15 protein-coding genes are annotated in these 18,642 nt (G+C 71.7%); 1 reads left to right on the forward strand and 14 read right to left on the reverse strand.

What is annotated here, in order from left to right; translation table 11 throughout:
* Positions 1–70: 70 nt before the first annotated feature.
* Together OG444_RS08215 and fmt are read right to left on the reverse strand one after the other, a co-directional pair.
* Positions 71–1,546: an RsmB/NOP family class I SAM-dependent RNA methyltransferase gene (locus OG444_RS08215; RefSeq protein ID WP_327261529.1), complete on the reverse strand. Its 1,476-nt coding sequence runs from the start codon at positions 1,544–1,546 to the stop codon at positions 71–73.
* 138 nt (positions 1,547–1,684) lie between these two features.
* Entirely contained in the window at positions 1,685–2,629 is a 945-nt protein-coding gene (fmt, locus tag OG444_RS08220) for a methionyl-tRNA formyltransferase (RefSeq protein ID WP_327261530.1), read from the reverse strand.
* Positions 2,630–2,879: 250 nt separating this feature from the next.
* Between fmt and OG444_RS08225 the strand changes: the two genes are divergently transcribed.
* The gene (locus tag OG444_RS08225) at positions 2,880–3,428 is read left to right on the forward strand and encodes a hypothetical protein (RefSeq protein ID WP_327261531.1); all 549 of its coding nucleotides are present in this window, start codon (positions 2,880–2,882) and stop codon (positions 3,426–3,428) included.
* A gap of 149 nt (positions 3,429–3,577) precedes the next feature.
* Here OG444_RS08225 and OG444_RS08230 read toward each other — a convergent pair whose 3' ends face one another.
* From OG444_RS08230 to OG444_RS08285, 12 genes are all read right to left on the reverse strand, one after another.
* Positions 3,578–5,698, reverse strand: a complete 2,121-nt coding sequence (locus OG444_RS08230; protein ID WP_327261532.1) for a primosomal protein N' — start codon at positions 5,696–5,698, stop codon at positions 3,578–3,580.
* A gap of 238 nt (positions 5,699–5,936) precedes the next feature.
* Positions 5,937–7,145 (reverse strand): methionine adenosyltransferase, encoded by a 1,209-nt coding sequence (metK, locus tag OG444_RS08235; protein ID WP_327261533.1) that lies wholly within the window; start codon positions 7,143–7,145, stop codon positions 5,937–5,939.
* Between the two features lie 213 nt (positions 7,146–7,358).
* Positions 7,359–8,558 (reverse strand): bifunctional phosphopantothenoylcysteine decarboxylase/phosphopantothenate--cysteine ligase CoaBC, encoded by a 1,200-nt coding sequence (gene coaBC / locus OG444_RS08240; RefSeq protein WP_327266694.1) that lies wholly within the window; start codon positions 8,556–8,558, stop codon positions 7,359–7,361.
* A gap of 135 nt (positions 8,559–8,693) precedes the next feature.
* Positions 8,694–8,966, reverse strand: a complete 273-nt coding sequence (gene rpoZ / locus OG444_RS08245) for a DNA-directed RNA polymerase subunit omega (protein ID WP_004948662.1) — start codon at positions 8,964–8,966, stop codon at positions 8,694–8,696.
* A 73-nt stretch (positions 8,967–9,039) separates the two neighbouring features.
* On the reverse strand, positions 9,040–9,603 hold the full coding sequence (gmk, locus tag OG444_RS08250; protein WP_030008745.1) for a guanylate kinase: 564 nt from the start codon (positions 9,601–9,603) through the stop codon (positions 9,040–9,042).
* A gap of 61 nt (positions 9,604–9,664) precedes the next feature.
* A complete protein-coding gene (locus OG444_RS08255; RefSeq protein ID WP_030008746.1) occupies positions 9,665–9,988 on the reverse strand; it encodes an integration host factor in 324 nt (107 codons plus the stop codon).
* Between the two features lie 303 nt (positions 9,989–10,291).
* Positions 10,292–11,131, reverse strand: a complete 840-nt coding sequence (pyrF, locus tag OG444_RS08260; RefSeq protein ID WP_327261534.1) for an orotidine-5'-phosphate decarboxylase — start codon at positions 11,129–11,131, stop codon at positions 10,292–10,294.
* A complete protein-coding gene (locus OG444_RS08265) occupies positions 11,128–12,237 on the reverse strand; it encodes a quinone-dependent dihydroorotate dehydrogenase (RefSeq protein ID WP_327261535.1) in 1,110 nt (369 codons plus the stop codon). Before OG444_RS08265 ends, pyrF begins: the two co-directional genes overlap by 4 nt.
* A 94-nt stretch (positions 12,238–12,331) precedes the next feature.
* A complete protein-coding gene (gene carB / locus OG444_RS08270; protein ID WP_327261536.1) occupies positions 12,332–15,640 on the reverse strand; it encodes a carbamoyl-phosphate synthase large subunit in 3,309 nt (1,102 codons plus the stop codon).
* A complete protein-coding gene (gene carA, locus OG444_RS08275; RefSeq protein WP_327261537.1) occupies positions 15,633–16,781 on the reverse strand; it encodes a glutamine-hydrolyzing carbamoyl-phosphate synthase small subunit in 1,149 nt (382 codons plus the stop codon). Before carA ends, carB begins: the two co-directional genes overlap by 8 nt.
* Positions 16,778–17,359: a PH-like domain-containing protein gene (locus OG444_RS08280; protein WP_327261538.1), complete on the reverse strand. Its 582-nt coding sequence runs from the start codon at positions 17,357–17,359 to the stop codon at positions 16,778–16,780. The genes carA and OG444_RS08280 overlap by 4 nt, the downstream gene beginning before the upstream one ends.
* Positions 17,356–18,642 (reverse strand): dihydroorotase, encoded by a 1,287-nt coding sequence (locus OG444_RS08285; RefSeq protein WP_327261539.1) that lies wholly within the window; start codon positions 18,640–18,642, stop codon positions 17,356–17,358. The genes OG444_RS08280 and OG444_RS08285 overlap by 4 nt, the downstream gene beginning before the upstream one ends.

Here is an 18,642-nt window from a genome sequence, read left to right on the forward strand (position 1 = left end):
TACGGGACACCCCCCGCGACAGACATCGTCGCGGGGGGTGTCGGGCCGTGCGGGGCCGAGCCGTGCGCTGCTACGCCGTGCGGCGCAGCAGGGCCAGGTACATCGCGTCCGTGCCGTGCAGGTGCGGCCACAGCTGGACGTCCGGGCCGTCGCCCAGGGCCGGGACGCCCGACATGAAGGGCCTGGCGTCGATCAGTTCGGCGGACACCGGTTCCTGGCCGGCGCCTCGGCCCTTGAGGACGTCGTCCACGACGACCCGGGTCTCCGCCAGGTGCGGCGAGCACGTCGCGTAGCCCACGATGCCTCCCACCCGCACCGCCGACAGCGCCTCGCGCAGCAGCCCGCGCTGGAGCGGTCCGAAGCCCTCCAGGTCCTCCGGGCGTCGGCGCCAGCGCGACTCCGGGCGCCGCCGCAGCGCGCCCAGGCCCGAGCAGGGCACGTCCATCAGGACGCGGTCGAAGGAGCCCGGCAGCCAGGCCGGCCGGGTGCCGTCGGCCGCGATGACCTGGTACGGGCCCGGGTTGCCCGCCAGGGAGCGCTCCACGAGCCGTGCCCGGTGCGGCTGCTTCTCCGAGGCGAGCAGGAACGCCCCGCGCTGCGCCGCGAGCGCCGCGAGCAGCGCCGCCTTGCCGCCCGGGCCCGCGCAGCCGTCGAGCCACCGCTCGTCGCGGCCCTCGACCGGCGCGGCCGCCAGGGCCATGGCCACCAGCTGGCTGCCTTCGTCCTGCACGCCCGCGCGGCCCTCGCGGACCGCCTCCAGCGCGCCCGGTTCGCCGCCCTCGGCCATCCGGACGGCGTACGGGGACCAGCGGCCCGGCAGTGCCGAGTCCTCGCCCACGGCCTCCAGCAGCTCTTCCGGCGTGGACCGCCCGGGGCGGGCGACCAGCGTCACCTCGGGCCGCTCGTTGTCGGCCTCCAGCAGGTCCTCGATGCCCGCGCGTCCGCCGCCCAGCGCGTCCCACAGGGCGCTGACGACCCACCTGGGGTGCGAGTGGTAGACCGCGAGGTGTTCCTCGGCGTCGTCCTCGTAGGGCGGGGCGACCCGCTCCAGCCAGCCCTCGAGGTCGTGCGCGGCGATCTTCCGCAGGACCGCGTTCACGAACTTGGCGCGTCCGTCCCCGAGCACGACCCGGGCCAGTTCCACGCTCGCCGACACGGCCGCGTGGGTGGGGATGCGGGTGCCCAGCAGCTGGTGCGCGCCGAGCGAGAGCACGTCCAGCACCGGCGGGTCCACCTCCCGCAGCGGCCGGTCGATGCACGCCTTGATGACGGCGTCGTACGTGCCCTGGCGGCGCAGCGTCCCGTAGACCAGCTCGGTGGCCAGGGCTGCGTCGCGCGCTTCGAACTTCTCGTCCTGGCGGGCCTTCTTGAGGAGCGGCGGCAGGACGAGGTTGGCGTAGGCGTCGCGCTCGTCCACCGCCCGCAGCACCTCGAAGGCCAGCATCCGGACGGGGTCCTTCTGGGGCCGGCGGTGCGGCTTGGCCTGCTTGCCACCCGCGCCTGCGGGTGCAGGCTTGCGACGGGGCTGACGGGGCTGTTCGCTCACGTGAAAGGTGCTCCGGGTTTACGAGTGCTGCGAGATTGCTGCGTGGCGTGGTTGCTGCGTGATTGCTGCGCGACGGGTGATGCGGGTGATGCAGGTGGTACGTGCGGAAGGGCGTCCGTGCCCGGACGTCCCCTCCGATCAGCCTACGTCGGCTCCGCCGAGCCGCTCGCCGGGAGCGATCCGCACCCCGCGCGCCCAGTCGGCGGCCCGCATCGGCTTCTTGCCCTGCGGCTGCACCCAGAGCAGCTCCACGGCGTGCGAGCCGGTGCCGACGTGGACGTTGTTCTTGGCGGGGGCCAGTGCGCCCGGCTCCAGGTCCGTGCGGTCGGGCACCAGGCCCAGCGAGATCAGCTTGAGCCGCTCCCCGCGGAAGACGGTCCACGCGCCCGGCGCCGGGGTGCAGCCGCGCACCACGCGGTCGGCGCGCATCGCGGGGGCGGTCCAGTCGATCCGGGCGTCCTCCACGGTGATCTTGGGTGCGTGGGAGACACCGTCGTGGGGCTGCTCGACGGCGCGCAGGGTGCCGTCCTCGATGCCGTCCATGGTGGCGGCGAGCAGCCCGGAGCCGGCGAAGGCGAGCCGGGTGAGCAGGTCGCCGCTGGTGTCGGTGGGCCGGATCTCCTCGGTGAGGATGCCGTAGACCGGGCCGGTGTCCAGGCCTTCTTCGATCCGGAAGGTGGAGGCGCCGGTGACCTGGTCCCCCGCGATGATCGACTGCTGGACGGGCGCGGCTCCGCGCCAGGCGGGCAGCAGCGAGAAGTGCAGGTTGACCCAGCCGTGGCGGGGGATGTCGAGGGCGCTCTTGGGGATCAGGGCACCGTAGGCGACGACCGGGCAGCAGTCCGGGGCGATCTCGCGCAGCCGGGCCTGGAAGTCCGGGTCGCGGGGCCGGGCGGGCTTGAGCACCTCGATGCCCGCTTCCTCGGCGCGCTCGGCGACCGGGCTGGCCACGAGCCGGCGGCCGCGGCCGGCCGGGGCGTCGGGCCGGGTGATGACGGCGGCGACCTCGTGCCGCCCGGAGGCGATCAGGGCGTCCAGGGCGGGTACGGCAACCTCGGGGGTGCCTGCGAAGACGAGCTTCACTGGGGGACTACCTCGCTATCTCGGCTGTCAGCAGCGCACCAGTCTATGGGGCGTCCGTCGGGCCGCCCACCTGTGGTGTTGAGGGGGCGTACACACATGCGCGCGCCTCTCGCATATGCCGACACGCCCCCACAGCGTGACCTGGGCGACGGGTGGCGCGTTGGTCAAGAGAGATTGACCAAAACGGGCCGCGTGTGAACGGTGTCTGCGGCCCGATCCGCCCTTCAGCACCGGTTCGAGAGGCTTCTTCATGGCCGACCACGCCACCCACGACGCTCAAGCCCGGGCCAGCCTGCACCTCCTGGTACGGGACATCGAGCGGGTTCGCCGGCAGGTGGATGCTCTGCGTACGCTCACCGCCCAGCTCGGCAACGTGTACCGCCCGCGCCGATCGGGTCCCTCCACTGGCTTCGTCGTCTACGGCCGGGCACCCGCGCCGACCGTCCGTCTCGCGCAGGAGCTGCGGGACAGCGTCGAGACGCTGGTCACCGCCGCGGTGGACTTCGACCGCTCGCTCGGTTTCTCGTGGGACGCGGTCGGCTCGGCGCTGGGTGTCACCAAGCAGGCCGTGCACCGCCGGTACGGGGCCCGGCGGGCGCAGTCCGCGGAATCCGCGGAGCCGCTGGCCGAGGGGACGACGACCCGGGCGCTGGGGCCGCTGCCGACCGTCCCGGCGGCCCGTTCGATGCCGCCGCAGCCGGTGCGCGAGGAGGCCCAGGCCGCTGCCGGGGGCGCTCCCGGGCGGGCTCTGGGCGAGGTTCCCCGCTCCCCCGCCTTCCCCGGTCCGCGCAACGGCTGAGGGGTGCACTGCCGCCGGGACGCCGACACCCGACGGCCGGCCGGCCCGGTCCGCCGCATCCGATTCCGCCCCCGGTGGGACGACCGTACGGGTCGCCCCACCGGGGGTTTCGGCGTTCGGGCGGTGGCCCTGTCCGCAGCGCGTGGGCGTCAGCCGATGTCCGAGGGGTCGATCCGCACCCGGACCGCCTCCGCCGCGGGCACCCCGCGGGCCATCCGGGCCGCCTGAGCCGACTTCAGGGCGGCCGCCAGGGCTGCGCCGCTGCCCGGCGGGACGCGGACCAGCGCCCGCTCTCCGGGAGACGCCTCCCCGCGCCGCCCCGGGAGCGGCACCGGGCCGAGGATCTCCGCGTCCGGCGGCAGTCCGGCTCCGGCCAGGAAGCCCTCCACCGCCTCGCCCCGCCCGGCCACCGCCGCCATCCGGGACACCGGCGGGAAGCCCAGCTGAGCCCGCTCCGCGAGCTCCCGTACGGCATGGCCCACGGGGTCCCACCGCACGAGCGCCTGGACGGGCCGCAGCGTCGGCTCGGCGACCACCACGACCTGCCCGTCGCCCCGGACCAGGGAGGCGGCGGCGATCCACCGCCGCAGTGCTTCCTCTCCCGCCCTCAGGTCGGGCCGGCTCAGCATGGCCCAGCCGTCGAGCAGCAGCGCCGCCGCGTACCCGGCGCCGGACGCCACCGGCTCGGCGCCGGGGGTGCACACCACGAGCGCGGGGCGGTCCGGCACCTCGTCCAGGACGTGGTCGCGCCCGGAGGTGCGGACGGGCACGGCCGGGAAGGCCCGCCCCAGTTCCTCGGCGGTGCGCCGCGCGCCGACCACCTGGGCCCGCAGCCGGAACGACCCGCACTCCTCGCAGTGCCAGGAGGGTTCGTCCCGCCCGCACCACCCGCACCGCAGGTCCCGCTCGTCGGGGGCCTCCAGCGGTCCGGCGCAGACCGTGCAGCGGGCGGGCGTACGGCACCGCTCGCACGCCAGCCGGGGCACATAGCCGCGCCTCGGTACCTGCACCAGTACGGGCCCGGTCTTCAGCCCCTCCCGTACGGTCTCCCACGCCAGGCTCGGCAGGCGTGCGGCCCGGGCCGCCTCGTCGCGGGCGAGCAGCTCGTCGCCGACGGTCCGGATCCGGGGCGCGCAGGCCCGTACGGTCTCGCGGTCGGCGACCAGGGGCCGCGCCCAGCCGGACTCGACCAGCTGGGCGGCCTCCACGGTGCAGCTCGTACTGCCCGCGAGGAAGCCGCAGCCGTCGCTGACGGCGCGCAGTTCCAGGACCTCCCGCACGTGCGGGAAGGGGGCCCGGTCGTCGCTGTGGCTGGAGTCGCCGTCGTCCCAGACGGCGACCAGGCCGAGGTCCCGTACGGGTGCGAACATCGCGGCGCGGGTGCCGATGACGGCCCGCACGGAGCCCCGGTGGACGGCGAGCCACTGGCGGTAGCGCTTCTCGGGTCCCGACTCGGCGGTGAGCAGCGCGTGCCGTCCCTCTCCGAGCAGGGCGGTGAGGGCCGCGTCGACGCGGGCGGCGGTCCGCCCGTCGGGGAGCACGGCGAGGGCGCCGCGGCCGGAGGCCAGGGTGGCGGCCATGGCCCGGGCGAGTTCGTCGGCCCAGCCGGGGCCGGGCAGTGCGGTCCAGACGGCGCGCGGGGTGGCCCCGGTGGCAAGGGCGCGCAGGAAGCCGGGGCCGGCGCCGTACCGCTCCCAGCCGCCGGGCTCGGGGGCGGGGGGCCGCGGCAGCGGCTCCGGCGAGGGCTTGGCCTCGGCCCTGGCGTTGCGCGGGGGCAGGGCGAGCTGCAGCACGTCGGCGAGGCTGCCGGCGTACCGTTCGGCGACGGCGCGCGCGAGGGCGAGCATGCGGGGGCCGAGGACCACCTCGGGCGAGACGACCTGGGCGAGGGCGGCGAGCGCCCCGTTGTAGTCGGACTCCGCGCGACGCTCGATGATGAATCCGTCGATGAGGCTGCCGCCCTCGCGGCGGCCGCCGCGGACCTGGTGGGAGCCGGCACCGAACCGGACGCGGACGCGGACCCCGGGCTGGGCGGCCTCGGCGAGCTCTGCGGGCACGGCGTAGTCGAAGGTCCGGTCGAGGTGGAGCACGCCCTTGTTCACGAGGACCCGGGCAACGGGCAGCTCCTCGGCCAGGGCGGCCCCCCGCCAGGTGCGCGGCTTCGCCTTGGGCGCCTTGGCCTTCGCCTCGGCGACCATTTCCCGGATCAGTGCGAGCTGCTCCGGCGGGCCCGCCGCCCCGGTTTCGCTCTCGCCGTTGTCGCTGCTCACAGCAGCATTCTTGCAAACGGCACCGACAGTGGACGCTCTCCCGAGATCAAGGCGGGCGGCGGCGGGTGGAACAGTCCTTCAACACCGGGCTCGCGCCCGGCTCCAGATGAAGCCGTCATCCGGCGCACCGGGAGAGCAGGAACAACATAGACGTCCGGGCGGCTGTCGATCAACGCAATACGGCCCCGGACCAACAGGGGTCCGGGGCCGTACGGGTCCGCCGTGGGGCGGAGCGTGCTTACAGGCCGGCGGCGGCGCGCAGGGCGTCGACGCGGTCGGTGCGCTCCCAGGTGAAGTCCGGCAGCTCGCGGCCGAAGTGGCCGTAGGCGGCGGTCTGGGCGTAGATCGGGCGCAGCAGGTCGAGGTCGCGGATGATGGCGGCCGGGCGGAGGTCGAAGACCTCGGCGATGGCGTCCTCGATCTTCTGCGTCTCGACCTTGGCGGTGCCGAAGGTCTCGACGAAGAGGCCGACGGGCTCGGCCTTGCCGATGGCGTACGCGACCTGGACCTCGCAGCGCGAGGCGAGGCCGGCGGCGACCACGTTCTTGGCGACCCAGCGCATGGCGTACGCGGCGGAGCGGTCGACCTTGGAGGGGTCCTTGCCCGAGAAGGCGCCGCCACCGTGACGGGCCATGCCGCCGTAGGTGTCGATGATGATCTTGCGGCCGGTGAGGCCGGCGTCGCCCATCGGGCCGCCGATCTCGAAGCGGCCGGTCGGGTTGACCAGCAGACGGTAGCCCTCGGTGTCGAGCTTGATGCCGTCCTCGACGAGCTGCGCGAGCACGTGCTCGACGACGAACTCACGGATGTCCGGGGCGAGCAGCGAGTCCAGGTCGATGTCCGAGGCGTGCTGCGAGGAGACCACGACCGTGTCGAGACGGACGGCCTTGTCGCCGTCGTACTCGATGGTGACCTGGGTCTTGCCGTCGGGGCGCAGGTACGGGATGGTCCCGTTCTTGCGGACCTCGGACAGACGGCGCGAGAGCTTGTGCGCGATGTGGATCGGCAGCGGCATGAGCTCGGGAGTCTCGTCGCAGGCGTAGCCGAACATCAGGCCCTGGTCGCCGGCACCCTGCTTGTCGAGCTCGTCCTCGTCGCCCTCGACCCGCTTCTCGTAGGCGGTGTCGACGCCCTGCGCGATGTCCGGGGACTGCGCGCCGATGGACACCGACACGCCGCACGAGGCGCCGTCGAAGCCCTTCTTCGAGGAGTCGTAGCCGATTTCGAGGATCTTCTCCCGGACGAGCTGCGCGATCGGCGCGTAGGCCTTCGTCGTCACCTCTCCCGCGATGTGCACGAGACCCGTGGTGATGAGGGTCTCGACGGCGACGCGCGAGGTCGGGTCCTCGCTGAGGAGCGCGTCGAGGATCGTGTCGCTGATCTGGTCAGCGATCTTGTCGGGGTGGCCCTCGGTGACGGACTCCGAGGTGAACAGACGACGGGACACAACGCTCCCTGGGGGTTGCAGCGGCTGCTGGCTGAATCATTTGGCGGAACCACATCGGGGGCTGCGCCCGATCACGTTCCGGATGCAGTTTATCGGTCGCCACCGTTTCCGGGACCACCCGTCTCGCCTTATGGGAGCCGTGTGACCTGCGGCACTCCATTCTTACGCACGGATTCGACGAGGAGAAGGGGAATCCGTCCAGGCGCGTCGCGGCTACAGCCGCTCGGCCACCTGGTCCCAGATCACATCGGCCAGTGATTCCTTCGGACCGTAAGGGACCTGGGTCTCGGACCCGTCGGAGGCCAGGATGACCGCCTCGTTCTCCTCCGAACCAAAGGTGCGGGCCTCGCCCACTTCGTTCACGACGAGAAGATCACATCCCTTGCGAGCGAGCTTGGCCCGGCCGTTCGCGAGGACGTCGTCGGTCTCGGCGGCGAACCCCACCACCACCTGCCCGGACCTGGACCGATCGGCCGAGATCTCCGCAAGAACGTCCGGATTCCGTACAAGGGCGACGGGCGCCGGGTCCTGCCCGTCCTTCTTCTTGATCTTTCCGCCCGCGTACTCGGCAGGGCGGAAATCCGCCACGGCGGCGGCCATCACCACGGCGTCGGCGTCGGCGGCCGCCTTGAGGACGGCCTCCCGCAGCTGCACGGCCGTCCCCACGCGTACGACGTCCGCCCCGGCCGGGTCGGCCAGCGCGGTGTTGGCCGCGACCAGGGTGACCCGGGCCCCGCGGGCGACAGCCGTGCGGGCGAGCGCGTAGCCCTGCTTGCCCGAGGAGCGGTTGCCGAGGAAGCGGACCGGGTCCAGGGGCTCCCGCGTGCCGCCGGCGCTGATCACCACGTGCCGCCCGGCCAGGTCCGGCTCGGCCGCCCCGCGGGCCAGGACCCTGCGGCAGACCTCGAAGATCTCGTCGGGGTCGGGCAGCCGGCCCTTGCCGGTGTCCTTGCCGGTGAGCCGCCCGACGGCGGGCTCGATCACGAGGGCGCCGCGGCGGCGCAGCGTGGCCACGTTCTCCTGGGTGGCCGGGTGCTCCCACATCTCGGTGTGCATGGCGGGGGCGAAGACCACCGGGCAGCGGGCGGTGAGCAGGGTGTTCGTGAGCAGGTCGTCGGCGAGCCCGTGGGCGGCCTTGGCCAGCATGTCGGCGGTGGCCGGGGCGACGACGACGAGGTCGGCGGACTGCCCGATGCGCACGTGCGGCACCTCGTGGACGGACTCCCACACCTCGGTGGAGGCCGGGTTGCCGGAGAGGGCGGACCAGGTGGCCTCCCCCACGAAGTTCAGGGAGGCCGCGGTGGGCACCACCCGCACGTCGTGGCCGGACTCGGTCAGCCGGCGAAGCAGCTCGCACGCCTTGTAGGCGGCGATCCCGCCGCTGACTCCCAGTACGACCTTCGGCTTTTCCACCACGCACACCCCTTTGACAACTCGCCGTGTCCGACGCGTTCGGCCCTGATCGTCGTCGTACCGTACCCACCCATGACACACCACAGGCCCGGCAGATGTTCTGCCGGGCCTGTGGTGAAAGGACTTCTACGCGCCTTACTGAGCCGGGGCCTCGATGGCCTCGGAGGTCAGCAGACCCGCGTTGATCTCGCGCAGCGCGATCGAAAGCGGCTTCTCGTGGACGTGGGTGTCCACCAGCGGGCCGACGTACTCGAGCAGGCCCTCACCGAGCTGCGAGTAGTACGCGTTGATCTGACGCGCGCGCTTGGCCGCGTAGATCACGAGGCTGTACTTCGAGTCAGTAGCCTCGAGCAGCTCGTCGATCGGCGGGTTGATGATGCCCTCGGGCGCAGTGATGGAAGAGGACACGCTCTACCTTCCGAAGATGGGTGAAAGATTCGGCCGCCCTGGAATCGATCGAAGCAAGAACATCGATCAACGATCAGACAACTGCCATCAAGGCTAGCAGCTCACGGGCCACGTCCTCGACGGAGGTGTTGACCAGGGTGGTGTCGAACTCGGACTCGGCAGCGAGCTCGATCTTGGCGGCGGCGAGCCGACGCTCGATGACCTCGGCCGATTCGGTGCCCCGGCCGGTCAGCCGACGCACCAGCTCGTCCCAGCTGGGCGGTGCCAGGAAGACCAGCTGGGCGTCGGGCTTGGACTCGCGGACGAGTCGTGCGCCCTGGAGATCGATCTCCAGCAGTACCGGCTCGCCGTTGTCCAGGCGTTCCAGCACCGCGCCGCGCGGTGTGCCGTAGCGGTTGCCCGCGAACTCGGCCCACTCCAGCAGCTCGCCGTTGGCGATCAGCTTGTCGAACTCGTCGTCATTGACGAAGAAGTAGTGGACTCCGTGTCGCTCACCGGGCCGCGGCTTGCGGGTGGTGGCCGATACCGAGAGCCATACCTCGGGGTGAACCTTGCGCATATGCGCGACGACCGTGCTCTTGCCGACCCCTGAAGGGCCGGAGAGCACGGTCAGCCGCGGACGAACCTCTGCTGCCATAGAGCGATTATCCAGGTTCTCGGGACTGCCTGAGAACGCCGGGAGAACTTCAGTCGACGCCTCAGGCGCCGGTGCTGCCGAACTCGCGCTCCAGAGAGGCGATCTGGTTGGAACCGAGACCTCGGACACGCCGGGACTCGGAGATGCCGAGGCGCTCCATGATCTGCTTGGCGCGCACCTTGCCCACGCCAGGCAGTGACTCCAGTAGGGCGGAGACCTTCATCTTGCCGATGACGTCGTTCTCCTGGCCCGTCTTGATGACCTCTTGGAGGGAGGCGCCGGAGTGCTTGAGTCGATTCTTCACCTCGGCCCGCTCCCGGCGAGCCGCGGCGGCCTTTTCGAGCGCGGCTGCGCGCTGTTCAGGGGTAAGGGGCGGAAGAGCCACGCCTACGTCACCTCGGATGTCGAACTGTCGGATACGGACCGGTGGGCAACCCAAAGGCAACACACCTCGCGAGCTCCCGAACAGCGATGGAACTCGTTCGCTGCACGTTCACTCTGGTCGGAGACTAGCGGCCAACACCGCTCCAGTCAGCGAGAACGGACGAAAAGTCCTGGTCAGCCTCCACTGAACCGTACATCACGGACAAAATACCCCTGTTTTGTCCGATGAAGAGCGTTCGAGTTTCGCCACGAAGTGCGAGAGGCCCTGCCGCGGAGGTGCGACAGGGCCTGAGCAGGTGACCGATTACGCCGAGACGGCCGCGTGGACCTCGTCGGCGAACCGTCGCGCCGAGTCGCGCAGGGCCGCCACGTCCGGACCGTGCTTCAGGACGCCCCGCGACACGTTCGGGACGACGTTGCGCACGGCCTTGCCGAACACGCCCGGCAGATCCGCCGCCGTCGCGCCCTGGGCGCCGATGCCGGGAGCCAGCAGCGGCCCGTTGATGTCCAGGTCGAAGGAGGACAGGTCGCCCAGCGTGGCACCGACCACCGCGCCGAAGGAGCCCATCGGGGCGGCGTCCGCGTTCTCCGCCGCCAGGTGCGCGAGCATCGTCGCGCCGATCGTCCTGCCGTCCTCCCGGACCGCCCGCTGGACCTCCGCGCCCTCCGGGTTGGAGGTCAGTGCCAGGACGAACAGGCCCGCGCCCGACTCCCGGGCCAGGTCCACGGCCGGCTTCAGCGAGCCGTAGCCCAGGTACGGGGAGACCGTCAGTGCGTCCGAGAACAGCGGCGAGGCCGGGTCCAGGAAGGCCGAGGCGTACGCCGCCATGGTGGAGCCGATGTCGCCGCGCTTGGCGTCCATGACCACCAGGGTCCCGGCCGCGCGGGCGTCCGCGACGGTGCGCTCCAAGACGGCGATGCCCTTGGAGCCGAACCGCTCGAAGAAGGCCGCCTGCGGCTTGAAGACCGCCACCGACTCCGCGAGTGCCTCGACGACCGTACGGGAGAACCGCTCCAGGCCCGCGATGTCGTCCTGGAGGCCCCACTGGGCCAGCAGGGCGGCGTGCGGGTCGATGCCCACGCACAGCGGGCCCCGGGAGTCCATCGCCGCACGCAGGCGGGTGCCGAACGGGGTCACAGTCACTTGGTGGCCTTTCGGGTCTCGGCGCCCACGGCGTCGGCGAGCGTCGCGTACGGGCTGTTGGCCAGGCGCGCGGCCAGGCCCTTGTGGATGGCGCGGGCGTAGAACGGGCCCTCGTAGATGAAGGCGCTGTAGCCCTGGATCAGCGTGGCGCCGGCCAGGATCCGCTGCCAGGCGTCCTCGGCGTTCTCGATGCCGCCGACCCCGACGAGGACCAGGCGGTCCCCCACACGGGCGTACAGGCGGCGCAGGACCTCCAGGGAGCGCTCCTTGACGGGGGCGCCGGAGAGGCCGCCGGTCTCCTTCACCAGGGACGGGGAGGACTTCAGGCCGAGCCCCTCGCGGGCGATGGTGGTGTTCGTCGCGATGATGCCGTCGAGGCCCAGCTCCAGGGCCAGGTCGGCGACCGCGTCGACGTCCTCGTCCGCCAGGTCGGGGGCGATCTTGACCAGCAGCGGCACCCGGCGGTCGGTCACCGTGCGGTCGGCGGCCTCGCGCACGGCCGTCAGCAGCGGGCGCAGCGATTCGGTGGCCTGGAGGTTGCGCAGGCCCGGGGTGTTCGGGGAGGAGACGTTCACCACGAGGTAGTCGGCGTGCCGGGCCAGGCGCTCGGTGGAGGCGACGTAGTCCCCCACGGCCTCCTCCTCGGGTACGACCTTGGTCTTGCCGATGTTGACGCCCACGACGGTCCTGAAGACCGCCTCACGGGCCGCCAGGCGGGCTGCGACGGCCGCCGAGCCCTCGTTGTTGAAGCCCATGCGGTTGATCAGCGCGCGGTCCGCCACGAGGCGGAAGAGGCGCTTCTTCGGGTTGCCGGGCTGCGGCTCGGCCGTGACCGTGCCGATCTCGATGTGGTCGAAGCCGAGCATCGACATGCCGTCGATGGCGACGGCGTTCTTGTCGAAGCCCGCGGCGAGGCCGAAGGGGCCGTGCATGCGCAGGCCGAGGGCCTCGGTGCGGAGCTCCTCGTAGCGCGGGGCCAGGGCGGCCGCGGCGAAGGTGCGCAGCACGGGGGTGCGGGCGGCGAGGCGGATCCAGCGGAAGGCCAGGTAGTGGGCCTGCTCCGGGTCCATCCGCTTGAAGACCAGGTTGAAGAAGGTTTTGTACATCGTCGGTAAATCCTTCTGCGCTCGTGAAGAGGGGGACACCCGTCGTGAAACCGGTGTCCCCCTCCCCGTGTCCGGGCTGGCTGTGCGACCTGGGTCAGTCGCGGGCTGCGGTCAGGTGCTCCGCGTGCTCCTGGAGGGAGCGGACGCCCACGTCGCCGCGGTTGAGCGCGTCGATGCCCTGGACGGCGGCGGCGAGCGCCTGGACCGTGGTCAGGCACGGGACGCTGCGGGCCACGGCCGCCGTACGGATCTCGTAGCCGTCGAGGCGGCCACCGGTGCCGTAGGGGGTGTTGACGATCAGGTCGACCTGGCCGTCGTGGATCAGCTGGACGATGGTCTTCTCGCCGTTCGGGCCCTCGCCCTCGCTGAGCTTGCGCACCACGGTGGCGTTGATGCCGTTGCGGCGCAGCACCTCGGCGGTGCCGGAGGTGGCCATCAGCTCGAAGCCGTGGGCGACGAGCTCGCGCGCCGGGAAGATCATCGAGCGCTTGTCGCGGTTGGCGACGGAGATGAAGGCACGGCCCTTGGTGGGCAGCGGGCCGTAGGCGCCGGCCTGCGACTTGGCGTAGGCGGTGCCGAAGACGGCGTCGATGCCCATGACCTCGCCGGTGGAGCGCATCTCCGGGCCGAGGACGGTGTCCACACCTCGGCCGTGGATGTCGCGGAAGCGCGACCACGGCATGACGGCCTCCTTGACGGAGATCGGCGCGTCGATCGGCAGGGTGCCGCCGTCGCCGGTCTTCGGCAGCAGGCCCTCGGCGCGCAGCTCGGCGATGGTGGTGCCGAGCGAGATGCGGGCGGCGGCCTTCGCGAGCGGGACGGCGGTGGCCTTCGAGGTGAAGGGGACGGTCCGGGAGGCGCGCGGGTTGGCCTCCAGGACGTAGAGGATGTCCCCGGCCATGGCGAACTGGATGTTGATCAGGCCGCGGACGCCGACGCCCTTGGCGATGGCCTCGGTGGAGGCGCGCAGCCGCTTGATGTCGTAGCCGCCGAGGGTGATCGGGGGCAGGGCGCAGGCCGAGTCGCCGGAGTGGATGCCGGCTTCCTCGATGTGCTCCATGACGCCGCCGAGGTAGAGCTCGTGGCCGTCGTAGAGGGCGTCGACATCGATCTCGATCGCGTCGTCGAGGAACCGGTCGACCAGCACGGGGCGGGTCGGGGAGATCTCGGTGGACTCGGCGATGTACGACTCGAGGCGGGCCTCGTCGTAGACGATCTCCATGCCGCGGCCGCCGAGCACGTAGGACGGGCGCACCAGGACCGGGTAGCCGATCTCGTCGGCGATCGCCTTCGCACCCGCGAAGGTGGTGGCGGTGCCGTGCTTGGGGGCCGGCAGGCCGGCCTCGGCGAGGACCTGGCCGAAGGCGCCGCGGTCCTCGGCGGCGTGGATGGCCTCCGGCGGGGTGCCGACGACGGGGACGCCGTTGTCCTTGAGGGCCTGGGCGAGACCGAGGGGGGTCTGGCCGCCGAGCTGGACGACGACACCGGCGATGGGGCCGGCCAGCGACTCGGCGTGGACGATCTCCAGCACGTCCTCGAGCGTGAGCGGCTCGAAGTACAGGCGGTCGGAGGTGTCGTAGTCGGTGGAGACGGTCTCCGGGTTGCAGTTGACCATCACGGTCTCGTAGCCGGCGTCGCTGAGGGCGAAGGAGGCGTGGACGCAGGAGTAGTCGAACTCGATGCCCTGGCCGATGCGGTTCGGGCCGGAGCCCAGGATGATCACCGCGGGCTTGGTGCGGGGCGCGACCTCGGACTCCTCGTCGTACGAGGAGTAGAAGTACGGGGTCTTCGCGGCGAACTCGGCGGCGCAGGTGTCGACCGTCTTGTAGACCGGGCGGACACCGAGCGCGTGGCGGACCTCGCGGACGACGTCCTCGCGCAGGCCGCGGATCTCGGCGATCTGGGCGTCGGAGAAGCCGTGGCGCTTGGCCTCGGCGAGCAGCTCGGGCCGGAGCTTCTCGGCGGCGGCGAGCTCGTCCGCGATCTCCTTGATGAGGAAGAGCTGGTCGACGAACCAGGGGTCGATCTTCGTGAACTCGAAGACCTCTTCCTGGGTGGCGCCGGCGCGGATGGCCTGCATGACGGTGTTGATGCGGCCGTCGGTCGGGCGGACCGCGGTGGCGAGGAGCTCGTCCTTGTCGCCGGTGGGGCCGACGAAGGTGAACTGCGAGCCCTTCTTCTCCAGGGAGCGCAGGGCCTTCTGGAGGGCCTCGGTGAAGTTACGGCCGATAGCCATGGCCTCGCCGACCGACTTCATGGTGGTGGTGAGGGTGGCGTCGGCCAGCGGGAACTTCTCGAAGGCGAAGCGCGGGGCCTTGACGACGACGTAGTCGAGGGACGGCTCGAAGGAGGCCGGCGTCTTCTCGGTGATGTCGTTGGGGACCTCGTCGAGCGTGTAGCCGATGGCCAGCTTGGCGGCGATCTTGGCGATCGGGAAGCCGGTGGCCTTCGAGGCGAGCGCCGAGGAGCGCGAGACGCGCGGGTTCATCTCGATGACGATGACGCGGCCGTCGGTCGGGTCGATCGCGAACTGGATGTTGCAGCCGCCGGTGTCGACGCCGACCTCGCGGATGATCGCGATGCCGATGTCGCGCAGCCGCTGGTACTCGCGGTCGGTGAGCGTCATCGCCGGGGCGACGGTGATCGAGTCGCCGGTGTGGACGCCCATCGGGTCGAAGTTCTCGATGGAGCAGACGACGACCACGTTGTCCTTGGTGTCGCGCATCAGCTCCAGCTCGTACTCCTTCCAGCCGAGGATGGACTCCTCCAGGAGCACCTCGGTGGTCGGGGAGAGCGTGAGGCCCTGGCCGGCGATGCGGCGCAGCTCGTCCTCGTCGTGGGCGAAGCCGGAGCCGGCGCCGCCCATGGTGAAGGAGGGGCGCACGACGACGGGGTAGCCGCCCAGGGTGTCGACGCCCTTGATGACGTCGTCCATGGAGTGGCAGATGACCGAGCGGGCGGACTCGCCGTAGCCGATCTTGGCCTTGACGGCCTCGACGACGCCCTTGAAGAGGTCGCGGTCCTCGCCCTTGTTGATGGCCTCGACGTTGGCGCCGATGAGCTCGACGCCGTACTTCTCCAGCACACCCTGCTCGTGCATGGAGATGGCGGTGTTGAGCGCGGTCTGGCCACCGAGGGTGGGCAGGAGCGCGTCGGGGCGCTCCTTCGCGATGATCTTCTCGACGAACTCGGGGGTGATCGGCTCGACGTACGTGGCGTCGGCGATCTCCGGGTCGGTCATGATCGTCGCGGGGTTGGAGTTGACCAGGATGACCCGCAGGCCCTCGGCCTTGAGGATGCGGCAGGCCTGGGTGCCGGAGTAGTCGAACTCGGCGGCCTGTCCGATGACGATCGGGCCGGAGCCGATGACCAGGACGGACTGGATATCGGTGCGCTTAGGCACGCTCGGCCTCCATCAGAGATACGAAGCGGTCGAAGAGGTACGCGGCGTCGTGCGGGCCGGCGGCCGCCTCGGGGTGGTACTGGACGGAGAAGGCCGGCTGGTCGAGCAGCTGGAGGCCTTCGACGACCTGGTCGTTCAGGCAGACGTGGGAGACCTCGGCGCGGCCGTAGGCGGTCTCGGAGACCTTGTCGAGGGGCGCGTCGACGGCGAAGCCGTGGTTGTGCGCGGTGATCTCGACCTTGCCGGTGGTGCGGTCCTGCACCGGCTGGTTGATGCCGCGGTGGCCGTACTTCAGCTTGTAGGTGCCGAAGCCGAGCGCGCGGCCCAGGATCTGGTTGCCGAAGCAGATGCCGAAGAGCGGGGTCTTGCGCTCCAGGACGCCCTGCATGACGGCGACGGGGCCGTCGGCGGTGGCCGGGTCGCCCGGGCCGTTGGAGAAGAAGACGCCGTCGGGGTTCACCGCGTAGACGTCCTCGACGGTGGCGGTGGCGGGGAGCACGTGCACCTCGATGCCGCGCTCGGCCATCCGGTGCGGGGTCATGCCCTTGATGCCGAGGTCCACCGCGGCGACGGTGAAGCGCTTCTCGCCGATCGCGGGGACGACGTACGCCTCCTTGGTGGCGACCTCGGCGGAGAGGTTCGCGCCCTTCATCTGCGGCTGCGACGTGACCTTGGCCAGCAGGGCCTCGTCGCGGATGCCGACCCAGGCCTCGCCCGAGAAGATGCCGACGCGCATGGCGCCGCGCTCGCGCAGGTGGCGGGTCAGGGCGCGGGTGTCGATGCCGGAGATCCCGACGACGCCCTGCTTGACGAGCTCCTCGTCCAGCGAGCGCTGCGAGCGCCAGTTGGAGGGGACGCGGGCGGGGTCGCGGACGACGTAGCCGGCGACCCAGATGCGGGAGGACTCGGGGTCCTCGTCGTTGACGCCGGTGTTGCCCACGTGCGGGGCGGTCATCACGACGACCTGCCGGTGGTACGACGGGTCGGTGAGGGTCTCCTGGTAGCCGGTCATGCCGGTGGAGAACACGGCCTCGCCGAAGGTCTCCCCCACAGCGCCGTAGGCGCGGCCGCGGAAGATCCGACCGTCCTCCAGGACGAGTACGGCGGGAGCTTTGGCTGCTCCCCTGGTGGAGGTCGTCATCGTTCGGCGCCTTCCGTCGTGATGGATGAGTTCATGAGGTTGATCGCCTCGACCCAGGCGGCGTGTTCGGCCGCGCGGTCGGAGCGGAATCCGGAGTCGATCAGCTTGTCGCCGTGCGCCCAGGTGACGACGAGCAGACCGCCCTCGGTGAGTACCTTGCCCGCGATTCCCTTGTCGAGGCGGGCGCCGCGCAGCTGCGCGGCCGGTACGAAGAAATCGCCTGCACCCGGTCGGACCACGTCGAGGCCCGCGTCGGTGAGCGTGAGCTCGACCCGGCTGCGGACGCCCAGTCCGTGGGCGACGATGCGGTCGAGCCACTGTCCGGCGGTGGTGGACCCGTGGTACCGGCCGGTCAGTGCCAGCCGGTGCGCGGGAAGACCGTCGGGTGCGGCGGGCAGCTCCGGCAGATCGTTCTGCAGAGCGCCGCGCCATTTCCAGCCCTGCCGCATCAGCCAGTAGACGAACGCGATGAAGACGGCCAGGCCGATCACCCAGGCGATGCGGGCGCCGACGCTGGTCACCTCCGCCGACTGTCGTTCGGCGGCCTCGGCGGCCAGTTGGATTACTGCAGGTGTCACGCCAGTTTCCCGTCCACGACCGTTGCCCGGCCCCGCAGGAAGGTATGAGTGACGCGCCCCGGCAGCTCACGGCCCTCGTAAGGCGTGTTGCGGCTGCGGGAGGCGAAGTGTGCGGGGTCCACGACACCACGGTACGAGGTATCGACCAAGGTCAGGTTCGCGGGTTCACCTGCCGAGACGGGACGGCCGTGGTTCTCCAGGCTGCCGATGCGCGCCGGGGCGAAGGACATCCGCTCGGCGACGCCCTCCCAGTCGAGCAGTCCGGTCTCGACCATCGTCTGCTGGACGACGGAGAGCGCGGTCTCCAGGCCGACCATGCCCATGGCCGCGGCGGCCCACTCGCAGTCCTTGTCCTCGTGCGGGTGCGGGGCGTGGTCGGTGGCGACGATGTCGATCGTGCCGTCGGCGAGCGCCTCGCGCAGGGCCAGCACGTCGCGCTCGGTGCGCAGCGGCGGGTTGACCTTGTAGACCGCGTTGTACGAGCGCACGAGCTCCTCGGTGAGGAGGAGGTGGTGCGGGGTGACCTCGGCGGTGACGTCGATGCCGCGGGACTTGGCCCAGCGGACGATCTCGACGGAGCCGGCCGTGGAGAGGTGGCAGATGTGGACGCGGGAGCCGACGTGCTCGGCGAGCAGGACGTCACGGGCGATGATCGACTCCTCGGCGACGGCCGGCCAGCCGCCGAGACCGAGTTCCGCGGAGACGATGCCCTCGTTCATCTGGGCGCCCTCGGTGAGGCGGGGCTCCTGGGCGTGCTGGGCGACGACGCCGCCGAAGGCCTTCACGTACTCCAGGGCGCGGCGCATGATCACGGCGTCGTCGACGCACTTGCCGTCGTCGGAGAAGACGGTGACGCGGGCGGCGGACTCGTGCATGGCGCCCAGCTCGGAGAGCTGCTTGCCCTCCAGGCCCACGGTGACGGCGCCGATGGGCTGCACGTCGCAGTAGCCGGACTCCTTGCCCAGGCGCCAGACCTGCTCGACGACGCCGGCGGTGTCGGCGACCGGGAAGGTGTTCGCCATGGCGAACACGGCGGTGTAGCCGCCGGAGGCCGCGGCGCGGGTGCCGGTGAGGACGGTCTCGGAGTCCTCGCGGCCGGGCTCGCGCAGGTGGGTGTGCAGGTCGACGAGGCCGGGGAGGAGGACCTGGCCCTCGGCCTCGATGACGGTCGCGCCCTCGGCGGACAGGCCGGTGCCGACCTCCGCGATGGTCTCGCCGTCGATCAGGACGTCCTGCGCCTCGCCGCCGAGTACCTTCGCGCCACGGATAAGGATCTTGCTCAT

The sequence above is a fragment of the Streptomyces sp. NBC_01232 genome, from assembly GCF_035989885.1.
In the GTDB taxonomy this organism is placed as follows: Bacteria; Actinomycetota; Actinomycetes; order Streptomycetales; family Streptomycetaceae; genus Streptomyces.

Excerpts from the sequence above, each read along its gene's own strand:
- OG444_RS08225 (WP_327261531.1), top strand. The coding sequence starts at position 2,880 with ATGGCCGACCACGCCACCCACGACGCTCAAGCCCGGGCCAGCCTGCAC.
- gmk (WP_030008745.1), bottom strand. The coding sequence starts at position 9,603 with ATGGCAGCAGAGGTTCGTCCGCGGCTGACCGTGCTCTCCGGCCCTTCA.
- OG444_RS08265 (WP_327261535.1), bottom strand. The coding sequence starts at position 12,237 with ATGTACAAAACCTTCTTCAACCTGGTCTTCAAGCGGATGGACCCGGAG.
- carA (WP_327261537.1), bottom strand. The coding sequence starts at position 16,781 with ATGACGACCTCCACCAGGGGAGCAGCCAAAGCTCCCGCCGTACTCGTC.
- OG444_RS08285 (WP_327261539.1), bottom strand. The coding sequence starts at position 18,642 with ATGAGCAAGATCCTTATCCGTGGCGCGAAGGTACTCGGCGGCGAGGCG.